Raw genomic sequence first — 15,574 nt, 5'->3', positions numbered from 1 at the left:
GGCGCGGCCCACAATGACCGGCCATGAACACCGAAGCTGCACCGGATCCCACCGCCTCGGCCGACACCGACGAAGCGCCGCCGGGCGATGGCGGCGATGCATCGAGCCGGCCGCTGCTGGCCACCAGCGCGGCCTTCCTGCTGCTCGGCCTGCTGCTGGTGCTGCTCGCCTACTGGCTGCTCGACCCCCGCCCGCCGCGCCAGGTAACGCTGGCGACCGGCCCCGAGCAAGGCGCCTACGCCGCCTTCGGCGAGCAGTATCGAGAGCAATTGCGCCGCCAGCGCATCGAGGTCACGCTGCGCCCTTCGGCCGGCGCCGCCGAGAACCTCAAGCTGCTGGAGGATCCGGACTCCGGCGTCGACTTCGCTTTCGTCCAGGGCGGCGCCGACCGGCTGCGCCAGCCCGACGAGCCGCTGCCCGAAGACCTGGTCGCGCTCGGCAGCCTGTTCTACGAGCCGGTCTGGCTGTTCTACCGGACCGACAGCGCCAAGCGTCTGCTTGGCCGACCCCAGCTGCACGGCATGGCCGAGCTCAAAAACTGGCGCCTGAACGTCGGTGCGCCGGGCAGCGGCGCCGCCAACCTGGCGCTGCGCCTGCTCGATGCCAGCGGCCTCGAGCCGCAACAGCTCACGTTGGCGCAACTGCCGCCGACGCCGGCGGTGGTGGCATTGATCGATGGCGAGATCGACGCGCTGCTGTTCGTCTCGGCGCCCGAGTCACCGCTGGTGCGCATGTTGCTGCAGACCCCGGGCGTGGGCCTGCTCGACTTTGTGCAGGCCGAGGCCTACACGCGGCGGGTGCCGGTGCTCTCCAGCGTGACGCTGCCGCGCGGCGTGATCGACCTCGCGCAGGATCTGCCCCCGCAGGACGTGCACCTGGTGGCGCCGACCGCGATGATGGTCGCTCGCGAGAGCTCGCATCCGGCGCTGCAACAGCTCTTCGTGCAGGCCGCGCGGCGCATCCACGGCGAAGCGGGCTGGTTCCAGCGCCGCGGCGAGTTCCCGACCCCGCGCAACGTCGAATTCACGTTGTCGAAGGAGGCCGAGCGCTTCTACCAGTCGGGGCCGCCGATGCTCCAGCGGCACCTGCCCTTCGGCGTCGCCAACCTGGTCGACCGCATGTGGGTGGTGCTGGCCTCGATCATCGTCGTGCTGATCCCGCTGTCGCGCGTGATCCCGCCGCTCTACGAGTTGCGCGTGCGCTCCAAGGTGTTTCGCTGGTACGGCCGGCTGCGCCAGATCGAGGCCCGGCTCGCGGCCGAGCGCAGCGTCGACGTGGCACGGCTGCGGCGCGAGCTGGACGCGCTCGACGCCCGGGTCGACCGCGTCAAGGTGCCGCTGGCCTACGCCGACGAGCTCTACGCGCTGCGCGGCCACATCCAGCTGGTGCGCAAGCGGCTGATCGCGCTCGGCGGCGCCCGGCCCGAGGCGCCTGCCGCCTGATGGCCAGCCCGTCGCGTCCCCATGTGGTGGTGGTCGGCTGCGGCTTCGGCGGCCTCGAGGCCACGCGCGCGCTGGTGCGCGATGGCTTCGAGGTCACGCTGGTCGACCGCAGCAACCATCACCTGTTCCAGCCGCTGCTCTACCAGGTGGCGACCGCGGGTCTGTCGGCGCCGTCGATCTCGGGCGCGATCCGCCATGTGCTGCGACGCGAGATGCGCAGCGGCCGCCTGACGGTGCTGATGGGCGAGGTCACGGCGGTCGATGCCGCGGTGCGCTGCGTCGTCATCGACGGCCACGAGCGCGTCGGCTACGAGCACCTGATCCTGGCCACCGGCGCGACCCACAGCTACTTCGGCCATGACGACTGGGCCGCGCACGCGCCCGGCCTGAAGACCCTGGCCGACGCCTTCGACATCCGCCGGCGCGTGTTGCTCGCCTTCGAGCGCGCCGAGCGCAACGCCGCGCAGGCCGGCGACGTCGACCCGGCCGACCTCAGTTTCGCGGTGGTCGGTGCCGGCCCGACCGGGGTCGAGATGGCCGGCGTGCTGGCCGAGATCGCGCGCCACACGCTGCGCGGCGAGTACCGTCGCATCGACCCGCACAGCGCCCGCGTCGTGCTGCTCGAGGGCGGGCCGCGGGTTCTTGCTGCCTTCGCCGAAAGGCTCTCGGCACGCGCGCAGGCGCAGCTGGCGGCGCTCGGCGTCGAGGTGCTGACCGGGGCCCAGGTCACGGCGATTGACGACGCCGGCCTCGACTACCGCCGGGCTGGCGACAACGGCGACCGCGAGCACCGGCTGCCGGCGCACACCGTGATCTGGGCCGCCGGCGTGGCCGCCTCACCGCTTGGCCGCCAGCTGGCGCAAGCCACCGCCTGCACGCTCGACCGCGCCGGCCGGGTGCTGGTCGAGCCCGACCTGAGCCTGCCCGGCCACGCCGAGATCAGCGTGATCGGCGACCTCGCCGCCGCGCGCAGCGTCGACGCACGTGGCGAGTCGGTGCCGGTGCCCGGCGTCAGCCCGGCGGCCAAGCAGATGGGGCGCACCGCGGCGGCCAACATCCGCCGCCGCGAGCAGGGCGAGCCGACCAAGCCATTTCGCTACATCGACTACGGTTCGCTGGCCACGATCGGTCGCAGTTCGGCGGTGGCGACGGTCGAGCTGCCGCGGCTCGGACGGCTGAACTTCAGCGGGCTGCCGGCATGGCTGTTCTGGCTCTTCGTGCACCTGTACTTCCTGATCGGCTTTCGCAACCGGATGCTGGTGCTCGGCGACTGGGCCTGGGCCTACTTCAGCTTCGAACGCCGGGCGCGGATCGTGATCGAAAGCCCGCCGGCGGCACCGTCCGGACCGGCCACTTAAAATCGGCGAGTTGCGCTCGCGGCCGACCCGGCCCTGCAGCGCCCGGCCCGACCAGGGCCTTCAAGGAACCGCAACCGCCATGGACACCCTCACCTCCCCGATCCGCCTGCGCCTGGACCACCTGCGCGAGGCGCTCGCCGAACACGCCGTGGCCGCGGTGCTGATCCCGTCGAGCGATCCGCATCTCAGCGAGTACCTGCCGGGGCACTGGCAGGGCCGCGCCTGGTTCTCGGGCTTCACCGGCTCGATGGCGACGCTGGTCGTCACGCCCGAGCGCGCGGCGCTGTTCGCCGACAGCCGCTACTGGGTGCAGGCCGAGGCCGAACTGGCCGGCAGCGGCATCGAACTGGTGAAGATCGCCACCGGCGCCAGCACCGAACACGTGCAATGGCTGGCCCTGAACACGCCGCGCGGCCAGACCGTGGCGGTCGACGGCGCGGTGATCGGCCTGGCCGCCGCCGGCGCGCTGCGAACCACGCTCGAAGCGGCCGGCGTGGTGCTGCGCACCGATCTGGACCTGGTTGGCCTGGCCTGGCCCGAGCGTCCGGCGCTGCCGGCGGCCAAGGTCTACGAACACCTGGCGCCGCAGGCCACCGAGAGCCGCGGCGAACGCCTTGCGAGCGTCCGTGCGGCCATGGCCGCGCGCGGCGCCACGCATCATCTGGTCAGCACGCTCGACGACCTGGCCTGGCTGTTCAACCTGCGGGGCGCCGACGTCGACTACAACCCTGTGTTCCTCGCCCACGCGCTGATCGGCCCGAGCCAGGTCGAGCTCTTCATCGGTGCCGGCAAGATCGACGCCGCGCTGGGGCAGCGGCTGGCCGCCGACGGCGTGCAACTGCGACCCTACGAGAACGCGCGCACCGCGCTCGCCGCGCTGGCGGCCGACGCGGTGCTGCTGCTCGATCCGAGGCGCGTCACGCTGGCGCTGCGCGAGGCGGTGGCGGCCGGCGTGCCGGTGGTCGAGGCGATCAACCCCAGCACGCTCGCCAAGAGCCGCAAAAGCGCGGCCGAGGCGGTGCACATCCGCGAGGCGATGGCGCGCGACGGCGCGGCGATGTGCGCCTTCTACGCCTGGTTCGAGTCCGCGCTCGGCAAGCAGCAGATCAGCGAGCTGACGATCGACGAACACCTCTCGGCCGAGCGCGCGAAGCAGCCGGGCTACGTGAGCCTGAGCTTTCCGGTCATCGCCGGCTTCAACGCCAACGGCGCGATGCCGCATTACCGCGCCACGCCCGACTCGCATGCGCTGATCTCGACGCCGAACGGCGTGGTGGCCGACGGCCTGCTGCTGATCGACTCCGGCGCCCAGTACCTCGGCGGCACCACCGACATCACCCGCGTCTGGCCGATCGGCACGCCTTCAGCGGCGATGAAGCGGGACTACACGCTGGTGCTCAAGGGCACGATCGCGCTGTCGCGCACCCGCTTCCCGCGAGGCACGCCGAGCCCGATGCTCGACGCGATCGCGCGCGCGCCGATCTGGGCCCAGAGCCTGGAGTACGGTCACGGCACCGGCCATGGCGTGGGCTACTTCCTCAACGTGCACGAAGGCCCGCAGAGCATCAGCAAGGCGGTGCCCACGCCCGAGATGGCGATGGAGCCCGGCATGATCACCAGCATCGAGCCCGGCCTCTACCGGCCCGGCCGCTGGGGCGTGCGCATCGAGAACCTGGTGTTCAACGTGGCAGCCCCGGCCGACGAGTTCGGCGAGTTCCTGGAGTTCGAGTCGCTGACGCTGTGCCCGATCGACACCCGCTGCATCGACCTGGCCCTGCTCAACGGCGAGGAGCGCGACTGGCTCAACAGCTACCACCATGTGGTGCGCGAGCGGCTGGCGCCGCTGGTCGACGGCGCCGCGCTGGCCTGGCTGCGCGAGCGCACCGAGGCAATCTGAGTCGATGAGCCGCAGCTTCCTCTTCCTCAACGCCAGCACCCGCGAGCCCGGCATCCTCGGCAACACCGAGGAACTGGCGCAAGCAGCGGCCGCGATGCTGCCGCCCGCGGTGTCGCAGCAGTGGCTGCGGCTCAACGAGATGCGGCTGTCGCGCTTCGTCGACGTGCGCCACGCCGGCGGCGTCTACCCGATGCCCGAGGGCGACGGCAGGCTGCTGCTCGACGCCACGCTGGCGGCCAGCGACCTGGTCTTCGTCTCGCCGGTCTACTGGTACTCGGTGCCGGCGCCGCTCAAGCTCTATCTCGACCATTGGAGCGCGTGGATGCGGGTGCCCGGCGTCGACTTCAAGCCGCGCATGGCCGGCAAGCGCCTGTGGGTCGTGACGACCAGCGGCCACCGCGCCAAGGCGCAACCGATGATCGACAGCTACGCGCTGTGCGCCGAGTTCCTCTCGATGGGATTTGGCGGCGCGCTGTGGGGCCTGGGCGGCGCGCCCGGCGCGGTGCGCGCCGACGAGGCGGCGCTGGCACAGGCCAGGCGCCTGTTCGGCGAAGGCGCGGCCGATTGATGTTCGTATCAGCGGGCGCCGCCGCTGGCCTGGGCCACGTACGCGGCGATAGCGTCGATCTGCTCGTCGCTGAGCTTGCCCTTGTAGGAAGGCATTTGCCCCAGGCCATCGCGCAAGGCCTTGGCTACGCGCGCCGCATCCGGCTTCAGTTCGTCGAGAACGGGGCCCACCGCCCCTTCCGCGCCTGCAGCCTGCAGCGTGTGACACACGGCGCAAGCAGGCACCGCGCCGCTCATGAACAGCTTCTTGCCGATTTCGAGCTGCGCGGACTGGTCGGCGGCAAGCACCGGCAACACAGGGAGCGCCAGGGCAAGGGCAAGCCAGCCGGCCGCGCCACAGCGTTGGATGGGGAGATCTGGCGCCAGACGGGCACGCATGCTCAGGCCACCGAAACGTTCACCGCATGGTCGGCCCAGCTGGCGTTGTTGTAGCCGCCAGCGTTTTCGAGGCGCTGTTCGGGCTGCACATTGCCCGCCACGTCGGTGGCACGACTGACCAGGGTGAAGCTGCCGGGTGGCAACTTGGCCGCCAGCACGAACTGGCGCCACGCGTAGCGGCCAAGGTCCGGCCCTACGAAGCGCGCGTCGCTCCATTTCTTGCCGCCGTCGAGCGACACCTCGACCCGACTCACCGCGTGCAGCCCGCCGAAAGCCACGCCGTGGATCTGCACCAGCCCCGCCTTCAGCGTGCTCGCCTCCGGGCTTGGCGAGTTGATCCAGGACTTGACGCTCATCTCCTGCACCGACGGCTGGCTCGGGTCGCCCTTGGCACCGGGTGGTGACAGCCGATAGCCGTGCGACATGATCTTGGCCTCGCTTTCCCTGGCGGTGAAGGCCAGGCGCTTGATGTACTTGATGTTGTTGACCCCGGTGTAGCCGGGCACGATCAGGCGCAGCGGGCCGCCATGGGCGAGCGAGATCGGCGCGCCGTTCATCTCCCAGGCCAGTAGGGCATCTCCCATGGCCTGTACCGGCACCGATCGCTCGACGATCACGCTCAACGGGTCCAGGCCCTCCGGCAACTTCTCGCCACCGGTGCCCGTCATGTAGGCCAGCCCCGGCGCCACGCCACCCAATGCTTCGGCCACGCGGCGCACCGGCACGCCACTCCACACCACGCAACCGGCCGCACCCACCGTCCACGGGGTGCCGCTGGGCTTGTTGGGGAAGAAGCCGCGACCATTGCCCGAGCACTGCAGCACCATCGCCGTGGTCTCGATGTCCATCGTCCTCAACTCGCGGAGCGTGAACTTGCGCGGCGTCTTGACGCCCTCGATCGTCAGCTCCCAGGCATCGCGGTCAATCACGACGGCCGGGTCGGGCGGGGGCAGGTTGTTGCGGACGTAAAGCTGCTCGGCCGGCGTGACGACGCTGGTGCCAAACACGCTGCGCCTAGTCTCGATGGTGCTGCTGCTGTGCACGATAAAGCTGGCCGGATCCTTCCAGCTTGCGAAGGCCGGCAGCGGCTTGGGCGCCGCCGTCTGAGCCAGACTGCCGCGCGCGAAGGTAGCCAGGCCGGCGGCGGCCAGGGCGCTGGCACTGCCTGCCAGCAGATGACGGCGCGGCAGCGAAATCGGGCATTCGTTCATCGTGTCTCCTTGGGAGCCGTCGATCCGGACGAGCTCGGATGCCTCGCCTCGGCGGCCGCGATCGACATGATCATGGTGCCCGTTTCAACGCAGGGGGCGAGGTGACAAACCCTCGGTGATCGCCGCGACCGCGCGGCGGAAGCCAACCAGCTCGGGGCCACGGCAGTCAGCCTGGCTTCAGTGCCAGACGATCGATGAATGCTTCCAGGCGAGCAACGCCTTGATCGGACCAGGCCAATGCCACATGCCCGTCCGGCCGCAGCAGATAGGCCGCGTCGCACTCGAGCCCGGCTTGCAAGGCGGCGGCGTCCCAGGCGAAGCGGTCGATGGGCAAGCCCAGCCGCCGAGCCGCTGCGGCCAACGACGGGCTCGCGCTGCCGTAGACGTGGATGCGCCACACCAGCCCGCGCAACGACCCGAAGTTCCCACCCTCCGCCGACGGCACCCACGGCAGTCGATCGCCGCCGTGCACCTGCCCCGCTTGCCCTTCGCTGGCCGCGCTGTTGCGGTAGTTGATGCGGATCTGCGAGATGGTGCGGAACATGGCCCGCCGCACCGGCGCCAGCTCGGTCGCCATCGGCGCCAGCAGCGGCAGCAGACGGGTTCGCAGCAGACGCCCGCCCCAGTGTTGGCTGACCATGCCCTGGAACACGCGGTCGGTGGTCTCGACCAGCTTGCGCGCAAAGGCGATGCGCTCGGGCTCGTAGCTGTCGAGCAGGCCCGGAGCGGCGCGGCCCCGGATGACCTCGGCCAGCTTCCACGCCAGGTTGAAGGCGTCGCCGATGCCGGTGTTCATGCCCTGGCCGCCGGCCGGACTGTGCACATGCCCCGCGTCGCCGGCGATGAAGACGCGGCCGACCCTGAAGCGCTCGGCGACCCGGTGATGGACCTTGTAGGTCGAGAACCAGTTGAGCTGCTCGACGCGCACGTCGACCAGCGACTCGATGAAGGGCTGCAGTTCGGCAAACGTCAGCTCGTCGTCGCGCCCGACCAGCGCCGGCGGTACCGTGCCGATCAGCCTCTTCATGCCGCTGCGTCGCACCGGCAGCACCAGCCCGAGCGCGCCGGCACCGAGGCTGGCGAAGAGGTCGTCGCTGCCGGGACCGGCCAGTTGCACGTCGGCCACGTAGAAGCGCTGCTCATAGGTGCCGCCGGGAAAGCCGAGGCCCAGGCACTGGCGCACCGCGCTGTGGGCGCCGTCGGCGCCGCACAGCCAGGCCGCGTGGCAGCTCTGCTCGCGGCCGTTGCCGACCAGCCGTGCACGCACGCCCTGGGCGTCCTGCTCGAGGCCATCGAGCTCGACGCCCCACTCGACCTCGACGCCCTCGGCGCGCAGCCGCTCGACCAGAAAGCGCTCGTGCTCGTCCTGCGCGAAGCACAGCGCAAAGGGATAGGGGCTGAGGCTGGCGCCGAGTTCGCCGAGCTGGAGCCGCACGAACTCGGTGCCGCCGGAACGCATGTGGATCTGCTCCATCCGGATGCCCTGCGCCAGCACCGCGTCGGCAATGCCGAGCTGGTCGTAGAGCTCGAGCGTGCGTGCCTGCACCGCCATCGCACGCGAGGCCAAGCCAGGCCCGGAAGCGCGATCGACGATGCGAAAGCGGATGCCCTGTCGCGCCAGGCACAGGGCCAGCACCAGGCCGGTGGGGCCGGCGCCGACGATCAGCACGGGTAGCTGCTGCTGCGTGTTGGCCATGCTGCGCTCCTCGAGATGGCGCAGTGTAGGCATCGCCGCCGCCGATCGGCGGGCAAGAAAAAAGCCGCCTGGTCGGCGGCTTTGATCTCAGTTCTCGTGCGAGAAACTGGCGGAGCAGGTGGGATTCGAACCCACGTCACGGCATAACCGTGAACCGGATTTCGAGTCCGGCGCATTCGACCACTCTGCCACCGCTCCTTGTTGGTGTCGCCGTGGTCGGCGAAGCTCGAAATTATAGCTCAGACGGCGAGGCGGTCCAGCCCACCCAGGTACGGCCGCAATGCGGGCGGGACGTTGATCGAGCCGTCGGCGTTCTGGTGGTTCTCGAGCACCGCCACCAGCGCACGGCCGACCGCGAGGCCCGAGCCGTTGAGCGTGTGCACCAGCTCGGTCTTGCCCTGGGCGTTGCGATAGCGCGCCTGCATGCGCCGCGCCTGGAAGGCCTCGCAGTTGGAGCAGCTGCTGATCTCGCGATAGGTGTTCTGCGCCGGCAGCCAGACCTCGAGGTCGTAGGTGCGCGCCGCGCCGAAGCCCATGTCGCCGGTGCACAGCGTGATCACGCGGTACGGCAGCTCGAGCTTCTGCAGCACGGCCTCGGCGTGGCCGACCATCTGCTCGAGCGCGGCGTCGCTGTCCTCGGGCTTGGTGATCTGCACCATCTCGACCTTGTCGAACTGGTGCTGGCGGATCATGCCGCGCGTGTCGCGCCCGGCGCTGCCAGCCTCGGAGCGAAAGCAGGGGCTGTGGGCGGTGAGCTTGATCGGCAACTGCGCGGCGTCGAGGATCTGCTCGCGCACGGTGTTGGTCAGCGTAACTTCGCTGGTGGGAATGAGGTACTGGTTCCTGGGCTTGACCTCAAGACGCTCGGCGCCATCGTCGCGCTCCTGCACATAAACGTCCGCACCGGAACTTCCTGCGGAACCCGGTGCGTGCGCAACTGCGCGTCTATACGCACCTGGGCTCGCAATCACGCCAAAGAGATCGTCCTCGAACTTTGGCAGCTGGCTGGTGCCCTCCAGGATCTCGCGGTTGACGATGTAGGGCGTGTAGCACTCGGTGTAGCCATGCTCCTGCGTCTGCAGATCGAGCATGAACTGCGCGAGCGCCCGGTGCAGCCGAGCGACCGGGCCGCGCAGGAAGGAGAAGCGCGCACCGCTGAGCCTGGCACCGGTCTCGAAGTCCAGCCCGAGCGGTGCGCCGAGGTCCACGTGGTCCCTGGGCGCGAAATCCATCGCGCGCGGCGTGCCCCAGCGCCGCACCTCGACGTTGCCGCTCTCGTCGGCGCCCACCGGCACGCTGTCCTGCGGCAGGTTCGGGATCGCCATCAGCATGCCCTGCAGCTCGGCCTGGATGGCCTCGAGTCGCACGGCGCTGGCCTTGAGTTCGTCGCCGATGCCACCGACCTCGGCCATCACGGCATTGACGTCTTCGCCCTTGGCCTTGAGCTGGCCGATCTGCTTGGACAGGCTGTTGCGACGCGCCTGCAGCTCCTCGGTGCGGGTCTGGATCGTCTTGCGCTCGGACTCGAGCGTGCGGAAGGCCGCCACGTCGAGAAAGGGCTGAGGGTTCTGGCGCCGGGCCAGACGCTCGACGACGGCGTCGAGGTCCTTGCGCAGCAGGCTGATGTCGAGCATGAGGATGCTTTCACTGAATCGGTTGTGGAAACGGCACCCGCGGGTGCCGTTCGCTCAGGGATGGCGAACGGAGAAGTTCAGGATCGGGAACTCGACCCGCCGCCCAGCTCCGCCATCGACTTGTCGCCCAGGCCCAGCGGCAGCGGGAAGTGCACGGTCTCCTTCACGCCTTCCATCTTGCGCACCGCACCGGCACCGAGCGCCTTGAGGCGGGCGATCACCTGCTGCACCAGGATGTCGGGCGCCGAGGCGCCGGCGGTGAGGCCCACGCGCAGCGGCTGGCCGTCACGGCGGGCGTCGTCGAGCCATTGCTGCTGCAGGTCGGAGGCGGCATCGATCATGAAGGCCGTCGTGCCCAGCCGCTGCGCCAGCTCGCGCAGCCGGTTGCTGTTGGAACTGGTCGGGCTGCCGACCACGATGACCAGGTCGACCGTGGGCGCCAGCACCTTGACCGCGTCCTGGCGATTCTGCGTGGCGTAGCAGATGTCCTGCTGCTTGGGCTCGCGCACCTCCGGAAAGCAGCGCTTGACCTCGGCCAGGATCTCGGCGGCGTCGTCGACGCTGAGCGTGGTCTGAGTGACCACCGCGAGCTTGGTCCCGCGCGGGCGCACGGCGGCGACATCGGCCACGTCCTCGACCAGGTAGATGCCCTCGTTGAGCTGGCCCATCGTGCCTTCGACCTCGGGGTGACCCTTGTGGCCGATCATGATGAACTCGTAGCCTTCCTTGGCGAGCTTGGCGACCTCGATGTGAACCTTGTTGACCAGCGGGCAGGTCGCGTCGAAGACGCTGAAGCCGCGCTCGGCGGCCTCGCGCCGCACCGCCTGGCTGACGCCATGGGCGCTGAACACCAGCGTCGCGCCGGGCGGCACCTCGGCCAGGTCCTCGATGAAGATCGCGCCCTTGGCCTTGAGATCGTTGACCACGTAGGTGTTGTGCACGATCTCGTGGCGCACGTAGATCGGCGCGCCGAACTTGGTCAGCGCCCGCTCGACGATCTCGATGGCGCGGTCGACGCCGGCGCAGAAGCCGCGCGGCTCGGCCAGCAGCACCTCGCCGACCAGGGTGTCGGTGTTTGCGGTCATCAGAGCACTCCGATCAGTTGGACCTCGAAGCGCACGGGCTGGCCGGCGAGCGGGTGGTTGAAGTCGAACAGCGCCCAGTCCTCGGCCGCCGGCCCGATCTCGCGCACCACGCCGGCGTAGCTGCCGGCGCCGTCGGGCGTCGGGAACTGCACCACGTCGCCGACGCTGTAGCGTTCGTCGGGATCGCCCAGCTCGCGCAGCAGCGCGAGCTTCACGCGCTGCAGCAGTTCGGGGTTGCGCTCGCCGAAGGCCTCGCCGGCGGCCAGTTCGAAGGCGCTGCGCGTGCCCTCCTCCAGGCCGATCAGGCGCGCCTCGATCGCCGGCGCCAACTCGCCGGCGCCGAGCGAGAGCGTGGCCGGCGGACCGCCGAAGGTATTGACCACGTCGACGCCGTCGCGGCTGGCAAGGCGGTAGTGGAGGGTCAGGAAGGATCCTGGCTGGACGGTGGGCACGGCGGGGGCAAAGGCTTGGCTAGACTGGTGCCGATTGTAGTTTTTGCACCGTGTGTGCTGTTCCGTGGGTAGCTGCACACGATGAAGACGATGCGTTTCGGGTCAGGGCAAGGCGCAAACCGCAGCGATACCGTTGCGTATCGCGAGGATTTGCAACGCCGCCATGGCCCGAAAGGCGCGCCTTCATGTGCAGATACCCACGGGACAGCACACTAACCTTCCGCCGCGCCGGGAAGGCGCCGCCGCCATGAGCCTCAAAGACCTGCCTGCCGCCCTGCGACCGCGCGAGAAACTGCTCGCGCTCGGCCCCGCCGCGCTGGCCGACGCCGAGTTGCTGGCGCTGCTGCTGCGCACCGGCAGCCAGGGCCAGGACGTGCTGCAACTGGCGCAGGCGCTGCTCGATCGCAGCGGCGGCGTCGCCGGCCTGCTGGCCACGCCTGCGGCGGCGCTCGAAGGCGTCAAGGGCCTGGGTCCGGCCAAGCGAGCGGAATTGTCGGCGGTGATCGAACTGGCCCGGCGCGCGCTTGCCGCGACGCTGCGCGAGCGGCCGGTGTTCGAGTCGCCGGCCGCGGTCAAGGACTACCTGCAGCTGCAGTTGAGCCAGCTCACGCGCGAAGTCTTCTCGGTGCTATTCCTCGATCACCAGCAGCGGCTGCTGGCCTTCGAGACGCTGTTCCAGGGCACGCTGAGCCAGACCAGCGTCTACCCGCGCGAGGTGGTGCAACGCGCGCTGGCGCTCAACGCCTCGGCGGTGATCCTGGCCCACAATCATCCTTCCGGGATGGCCGAGCCCTCGCGCGCCGACGAGTTCCTCACGCGCTCGCTCAAGGAGGCGCTGGCGCTGGTCGACGTGCGCGTGCTCGACCACATCGTGGTCGGCAGCGGTTGCACCGTCTCGTTTGCGGAACGGGGGCTGCTGTGAGCAAGCCGCTGCACGGACTCGAGGGCCTGCGGGTGCTGAAGAAGCAGATCGACGCGCGCACCCGCGAAGCGGAGCGGCTGGCCGCCGAGGCGCGCGAGCGCGAGGCGGCCGCCCGGCGCGAACGCGAGGCCTTCGCGCTGGCGGTCGGTCCGGTCACGCGGCTGCCCGAGCGCGGCCGCGCCACCCCGCAGCGGCCGCGTCCGCCGGCGCAGCCGCTGCAGCGACAGCGCGACGAACAGGCGGTGCTGAAGGAGTCGATCTCCGACGAGATGGACATCGAGTCGCTGCTCGAAACCGATGCCGCGCTCGCCTTTCGCCGGCCCGGCATCGGGCCCGACGTGGTGCTCAAGCTGCGGCGCGGCGCCTGGGTGATCCAGGCCCAGATCGACTTGCACGGCCTGCGCCGCGACGAGGCGCGCGAACAGCTCGGCGCCTTCCTGCGCGACGCCAGCCGCCACGGCCTGCGCTGCGTGCGCGTGGTGCACGGCAAGGGCAACGGCTCGCCCGGCCGGCAGGCGGTGCTCAAGGACGTGGTGCGGCGCTGGCTGGTGCAGAAGGCCGAGGTGATGGCCTTCGTGCAGGCGCGTGCGGCCGAAGGTGGCGCGGGCGCTCTGGTGGTGCTGCTGGGCGCAGTGCCCGCGGCCTAGGCGCCCTTGTTGCGCATCCAGTTTGCCGTGCCGGCGAAGGACTCGGCCAGCCGCGTGCGGATCGCCTGTTCGATGCCCGTCTCCGCCATCGCCTGCTCCATGCAGGCCAGCCACTGGTCGCGCTCGCGGATGCCGATCGGGTACGGCAGGTGGCGCGCGCGCAGCATCGGGTGACCGAAGCGCGAGATGTAGTGGTCCGGCCCGCCGAGCCAGCCGCTGAGGAACCAGTAGAGCTTATCGCGCGCCGATTGCAGCGCCGGCGGATGCACGGCGCGCAGCGCGGCGTAGGCCGGCTCGAGATCCATCAGGTCGTAGAAGCGCTCGACCAGCGCGTGCACCACCTCGTCGCCGCCGAGCAACTCGTAGGCGGTTGGTTGTTCGGTCTGGGTGTCTTCTTCACTCATTCCGCTACCTCCAGGAACAGCGCCTGCAGATCGGACAGGAAATCAAAGCCGCGCGCGGTGGGCCGCACCTGCAGGCCGTCGAAGTCGACGAGGCCCTTGGCGCGTGCGGTCTCGAGTGCGCCGAGCACCGCGCCGGCCGGCAGTCCGGTGCGCTCGACGAACAGCGAGAGTTCGAAGCCCTCGCGCAACCTCAGCAGGTTGAGCATGAACTCGAAGGGCAGTTCGGCCGCCGCGACCTCGTGCTCGTTGCTCACCGCCTGGCCCGCGCGGGCCTTCTGCATGTAGGCCGCCGGCTCGCGCCAGCGCACCTGGCGCAGGATGCGCTCGGCAAAACTGAGCTTGCTGTGGGCGCCGGCGCCAATGCCGAGGTAGTCGCCGAAGCCCCAGTAGTTGAGGTTGTGGCGGCAGCGGTGGCCGGTCCGCGCGAAGGCCGAGACCTCGTAACGCTCGAGGCCGGCGAGCGCCGTGCGCTCGGTGACGCGGTCGAGCATCTCGCTGGCGAGGTCGTCGTCGGGCAGGCCGGGCGGCGGCCTGGAGCCGAACACGGTGTTGGGCTCCATCGTCAGGTGGTAGAGGCTCAGGTGCGGCGGCGCGAAGGCCAGCGCCTGGCCCAGATCGGCATCGAGCTGGGCGAGGTCCTGGCCCGGCAGCGCGTACATCAGGTCGAGATTGAAGGTGTCGAAGGAGGCCGCGGCCTCCTCCACCGCGGCGATCGCCTGGGCGCGGTCGTGCACGCGGCCGAGGATCTTGAGCTTGGCGTCGTCGAAGCTCTGCACGCCGACCGACAGTCGCGTGACGCCGGCCGCGCGAAAGGCACGAAAGCGCGCGCGCTCGAAGGTGCCCGGGTTTGCCTCGAGGGTGATCTCGCAGCCGGGCTGCAGCGGCAACCGTGCGCGCACGTCGGCCAGCAGGCGCTCGATGGCCTCGGGCGAGAACAGGCTCGGCGTGCCGCCGCCGACGAAGACGCTGACGACCGGCCGGCCCCAGACCAGCGGCAGCGCGGCTTCGAGATCGGCGAGCAGCGCGTCGAGGTAGGTCGCCTCCGGCAAGGTGCCATCGGCACCTCGGAGCTCATGCGAATTGAAGTCGCAGTAGGGGCACTTCTTAAGGCACCACGGCAGGTGCACGTAGAGCGAGAGCGGCGGCAACGCGCTCAGGCGCAGCGCGCCGGGCTGCTGGTGCAGCCTCAGCGGCTTCTGCGTGAGGGACGCCGCACGGATGGGGATCTCAGTGGCCATCGCCCCGCACCAGCGACCAGCCGTCGCGCATCAGGCCAAACATCTGGGCCGCGGCGCGGGCGCGGTGGCTCATCGCGTTCTTCACCTCGGCATCGAGTTCGGCCACGCTGGCATGCAGCGAGGCGATCCAGACCAGCGGGTCGTAGCCGAAGCCGCCGCTGCCGCGCGGCGCGTCGAGAATCTCGGCCTCCCAGCGGCCGACCGCCACCAGCGGCTCCGGATCGTCGGCATGGCGCACCGCGACCAGCACGCTGACGAAGCGCGCGCGGCGATCCGAAACGCCCTGCAGGCGCTCGAGCAGCAACGTGTTGTTCGCAGCGTCCTGCAGCGCGCGCAATTGCTCTCGGTTGCCATCGACCGGCGCTGGCAATGGCGCGAACACCGCCGAAGCGACGCCGGGCGCGCCGTCGAGCGCGTCGACGCAGAGGCCGGAGTCGTCGGCGATCGCCGGCAACCCGCTGGCGCGCGCGGCATGGCGCGCCTTGGCCAGCGCGTTCTCGATGAAGGTCAGATGCGGCTCCTCGGCCTCGGCGATGCCGAGCGCGCCCTGCGTCACCAGTTCCAGCGGCAAGGACGCGAACAGCGTGCGCAACTCCGCCAGCTTCTTGGCGTTGTTGGAGGCGAGGACAAGCTTCATGGTGCG

General features: G+C 70.4%; 15 protein-coding genes and 1 tRNA gene. 6 read left to right on the top strand and 10 right to left on the bottom strand.

Features of this window, described 5'->3' with window-relative positions; translation table 11 throughout:
- Positions 1–23: 23 nt before the first annotated feature.
- The 4 genes from EV670_RS04695 to EV670_RS04680 all read left to right on the top strand — a co-directional run bounded on the left by EV670_RS04695 (position 24) and on the right by EV670_RS04680 (position 5,265).
- Entirely contained in the window at positions 24–1,442 is a 1,419-nt protein-coding gene (locus tag EV670_RS04695) for a TAXI family TRAP transporter solute-binding subunit (protein WP_130430620.1), read from the top strand.
- On the top strand, positions 1,442–2,800 hold the full coding sequence (locus tag EV670_RS04690) for an NAD(P)/FAD-dependent oxidoreductase (RefSeq protein ID WP_130430619.1): 1,359 nt from the start codon (positions 1,442–1,444) through the stop codon (positions 2,798–2,800). The genes EV670_RS04695 and EV670_RS04690 overlap by 1 nt, the downstream gene beginning before the upstream one ends.
- 79 nt (positions 2,801–2,879) lie before the next feature.
- The gene (locus tag EV670_RS04685) at positions 2,880–4,697 is read left to right on the top strand and encodes an aminopeptidase P family protein (RefSeq protein ID WP_130430618.1); all 1,818 of its coding nucleotides are present in this window, start codon (positions 2,880–2,882) and stop codon (positions 4,695–4,697) included.
- Positions 4,698–4,701: 4 nt separating this feature from the next.
- Positions 4,702–5,265 (top strand): flavodoxin family protein, encoded by a 564-nt coding sequence (locus EV670_RS04680; RefSeq protein WP_130430617.1) that lies wholly within the window; start codon positions 4,702–4,704, stop codon positions 5,263–5,265.
- Between the two features lie 8 nt (positions 5,266–5,273).
- Here the strand turns inward: EV670_RS04680 and sorU are convergent, their stop codons facing one another.
- The 7 genes from sorU to EV670_RS04645 all read right to left on the bottom strand — a co-directional run bounded on the left by sorU (position 5,274) and on the right by EV670_RS04645 (position 11,720).
- Entirely contained in the window at positions 5,274–5,642 is a 369-nt protein-coding gene (gene sorU / locus EV670_RS04675) for a SorU family sulfite dehydrogenase c-type cytochrome subunit (RefSeq protein ID WP_130430616.1), read from the bottom strand.
- 2 nt (positions 5,643–5,644) lie between these two features.
- Positions 5,645–6,853, bottom strand: a complete 1,209-nt coding sequence (gene sorT, locus EV670_RS04670; RefSeq protein WP_130430615.1) for a SorT family sulfite dehydrogenase catalytic subunit — start codon at positions 6,851–6,853, stop codon at positions 5,645–5,647.
- Positions 6,854–7,019: 166 nt separating this feature from the next.
- A complete protein-coding gene (locus EV670_RS04665) occupies positions 7,020–8,549 on the bottom strand; it encodes an FAD-dependent monooxygenase (RefSeq protein WP_130430614.1) in 1,530 nt (509 codons plus the stop codon).
- Positions 8,550–8,656: 107 nt separating this feature from the next.
- Positions 8,657–8,747 (bottom strand) — tRNA-Ser (locus EV670_RS04660).
- 41 nt (positions 8,748–8,788) lie between these two features.
- Positions 8,789–10,183, bottom strand: coding sequence for a serine--tRNA ligase (gene serS / locus EV670_RS04655; RefSeq protein ID WP_130430613.1), 1,395 nt, complete (start codon positions 10,181–10,183; stop codon positions 8,789–8,791).
- 77 nt (positions 10,184–10,260) lie between these two features.
- Positions 10,261–11,268: a 4-hydroxy-3-methylbut-2-enyl diphosphate reductase gene (gene ispH, locus EV670_RS04650; protein WP_207224995.1), complete on the bottom strand. Its 1,008-nt coding sequence runs from the start codon at positions 11,266–11,268 to the stop codon at positions 10,261–10,263.
- A complete protein-coding gene (locus EV670_RS04645) occupies positions 11,268–11,720 on the bottom strand; it encodes an FKBP-type peptidyl-prolyl cis-trans isomerase (RefSeq protein ID WP_130430612.1) in 453 nt (150 codons plus the stop codon). Before EV670_RS04645 ends, ispH begins: the two co-directional genes overlap by 1 nt.
- A 247-nt stretch (positions 11,721–11,967) precedes the next feature.
- Between EV670_RS04645 and radC the strand changes: the two genes are divergently transcribed.
- Both radC and EV670_RS04635 read left to right on the top strand, forming a co-directional pair.
- Positions 11,968–12,642, top strand: a complete 675-nt coding sequence (radC, locus tag EV670_RS04640; RefSeq protein WP_130430611.1) for a RadC family protein — start codon at positions 11,968–11,970, stop codon at positions 12,640–12,642.
- A complete protein-coding gene (locus EV670_RS04635) occupies positions 12,639–13,289 on the top strand; it encodes a Smr/MutS family protein (RefSeq protein ID WP_207224994.1) in 651 nt (216 codons plus the stop codon). Before radC ends, EV670_RS04635 begins: the two co-directional genes overlap by 4 nt.
- Here EV670_RS04635 and EV670_RS04630 read toward each other — a convergent pair.
- The 3 genes from EV670_RS04630 to rdgB are packed head-to-tail and all read right to left on the bottom strand — an operon-like array spanning position 13,286 to position 15,568.
- Entirely contained in the window at positions 13,286–13,693 is a 408-nt protein-coding gene (locus EV670_RS04630; RefSeq protein WP_130430609.1) for a group II truncated hemoglobin, read from the bottom strand. The two genes, EV670_RS04635 and EV670_RS04630, sit on opposite strands and share 4 nt — an antisense overlap.
- Positions 13,690–14,931 carry a radical SAM family heme chaperone HemW gene (gene hemW / locus EV670_RS04625; RefSeq protein WP_130430608.1) on the bottom strand — a complete coding sequence of 414 codons (1,242 nt, stop codon included), beginning with the start codon at positions 14,929–14,931 and terminating at the stop codon, positions 13,690–13,692. The genes EV670_RS04630 and hemW overlap by 4 nt, the downstream gene beginning before the upstream one ends.
- Positions 14,921–15,568 carry an RdgB/HAM1 family non-canonical purine NTP pyrophosphatase gene (gene rdgB, locus EV670_RS04620; RefSeq protein WP_130430607.1) on the bottom strand — a complete coding sequence of 216 codons (648 nt, stop codon included), beginning with the start codon at positions 15,566–15,568 and terminating at the stop codon, positions 14,921–14,923. Before rdgB ends, hemW begins: the two co-directional genes overlap by 11 nt.
- Between the last annotated feature and the right edge of the window lie 6 nt (positions 15,569–15,574).

It is taken from the genome of Rivibacter subsaxonicus (assembly GCF_004217215.1).
GTDB lineage: Bacteria > Pseudomonadota > Gammaproteobacteria > Burkholderiales > Burkholderiaceae_C > Rivibacter > Rivibacter subsaxonicus.
This window is presented reverse-complemented; position numbering and strand designations above follow the sequence as displayed.

Coding starts and splice junctions, on each gene's coding strand:
- EV670_RS04695 (WP_130430620.1), top strand. CDS start 24: ATGAACACCGAAGCTGCACCGGATCCCACCGCCTCGGCCGACACCGAC.
- EV670_RS04690 (WP_130430619.1), top strand. CDS start 1,442: ATGGCCAGCCCGTCGCGTCCCCATGTGGTGGTGGTCGGCTGCGGCTTC.
- EV670_RS04685 (WP_130430618.1), top strand. CDS start 2,880: ATGGACACCCTCACCTCCCCGATCCGCCTGCGCCTGGACCACCTGCGC.
- EV670_RS04680 (WP_130430617.1), top strand. CDS start 4,702: ATGAGCCGCAGCTTCCTCTTCCTCAACGCCAGCACCCGCGAGCCCGGC.
- sorU (WP_130430616.1), bottom strand. CDS start 5,642: ATGCGTGCCCGTCTGGCGCCAGATCTCCCCATCCAACGCTGTGGCGCG.
- sorT (WP_130430615.1), bottom strand. CDS start 6,853: ATGAACGAATGCCCGATTTCGCTGCCGCGCCGTCATCTGCTGGCAGGC.
- EV670_RS04665 (WP_130430614.1), bottom strand. CDS start 8,549: ATGGCCAACACGCAGCAGCAGCTACCCGTGCTGATCGTCGGCGCCGGC.
- serS (WP_130430613.1), bottom strand. CDS start 10,183: ATGCTCGACATCAGCCTGCTGCGCAAGGACCTCGACGCCGTCGTCGAG.
- ispH (WP_207224995.1), bottom strand. CDS start 11,268: ATGACCGCAAACACCGACACCCTGGTCGGCGAGGTGCTGCTGGCCGAG.
- radC (WP_130430611.1), top strand. CDS start 11,968: ATGAGCCTCAAAGACCTGCCTGCCGCCCTGCGACCGCGCGAGAAACTG.
- EV670_RS04630 (WP_130430609.1), bottom strand. CDS start 13,693: ATGAGTGAAGAAGACACCCAGACCGAACAACCAACCGCCTACGAGTTG.
- hemW (WP_130430608.1), bottom strand. CDS start 14,931: ATGGCCACTGAGATCCCCATCCGTGCGGCGTCCCTCACGCAGAAGCCG.
- rdgB (WP_130430607.1), bottom strand. CDS start 15,568: ATGAAGCTTGTCCTCGCCTCCAACAACGCCAAGAAGCTGGCGGAGTTG.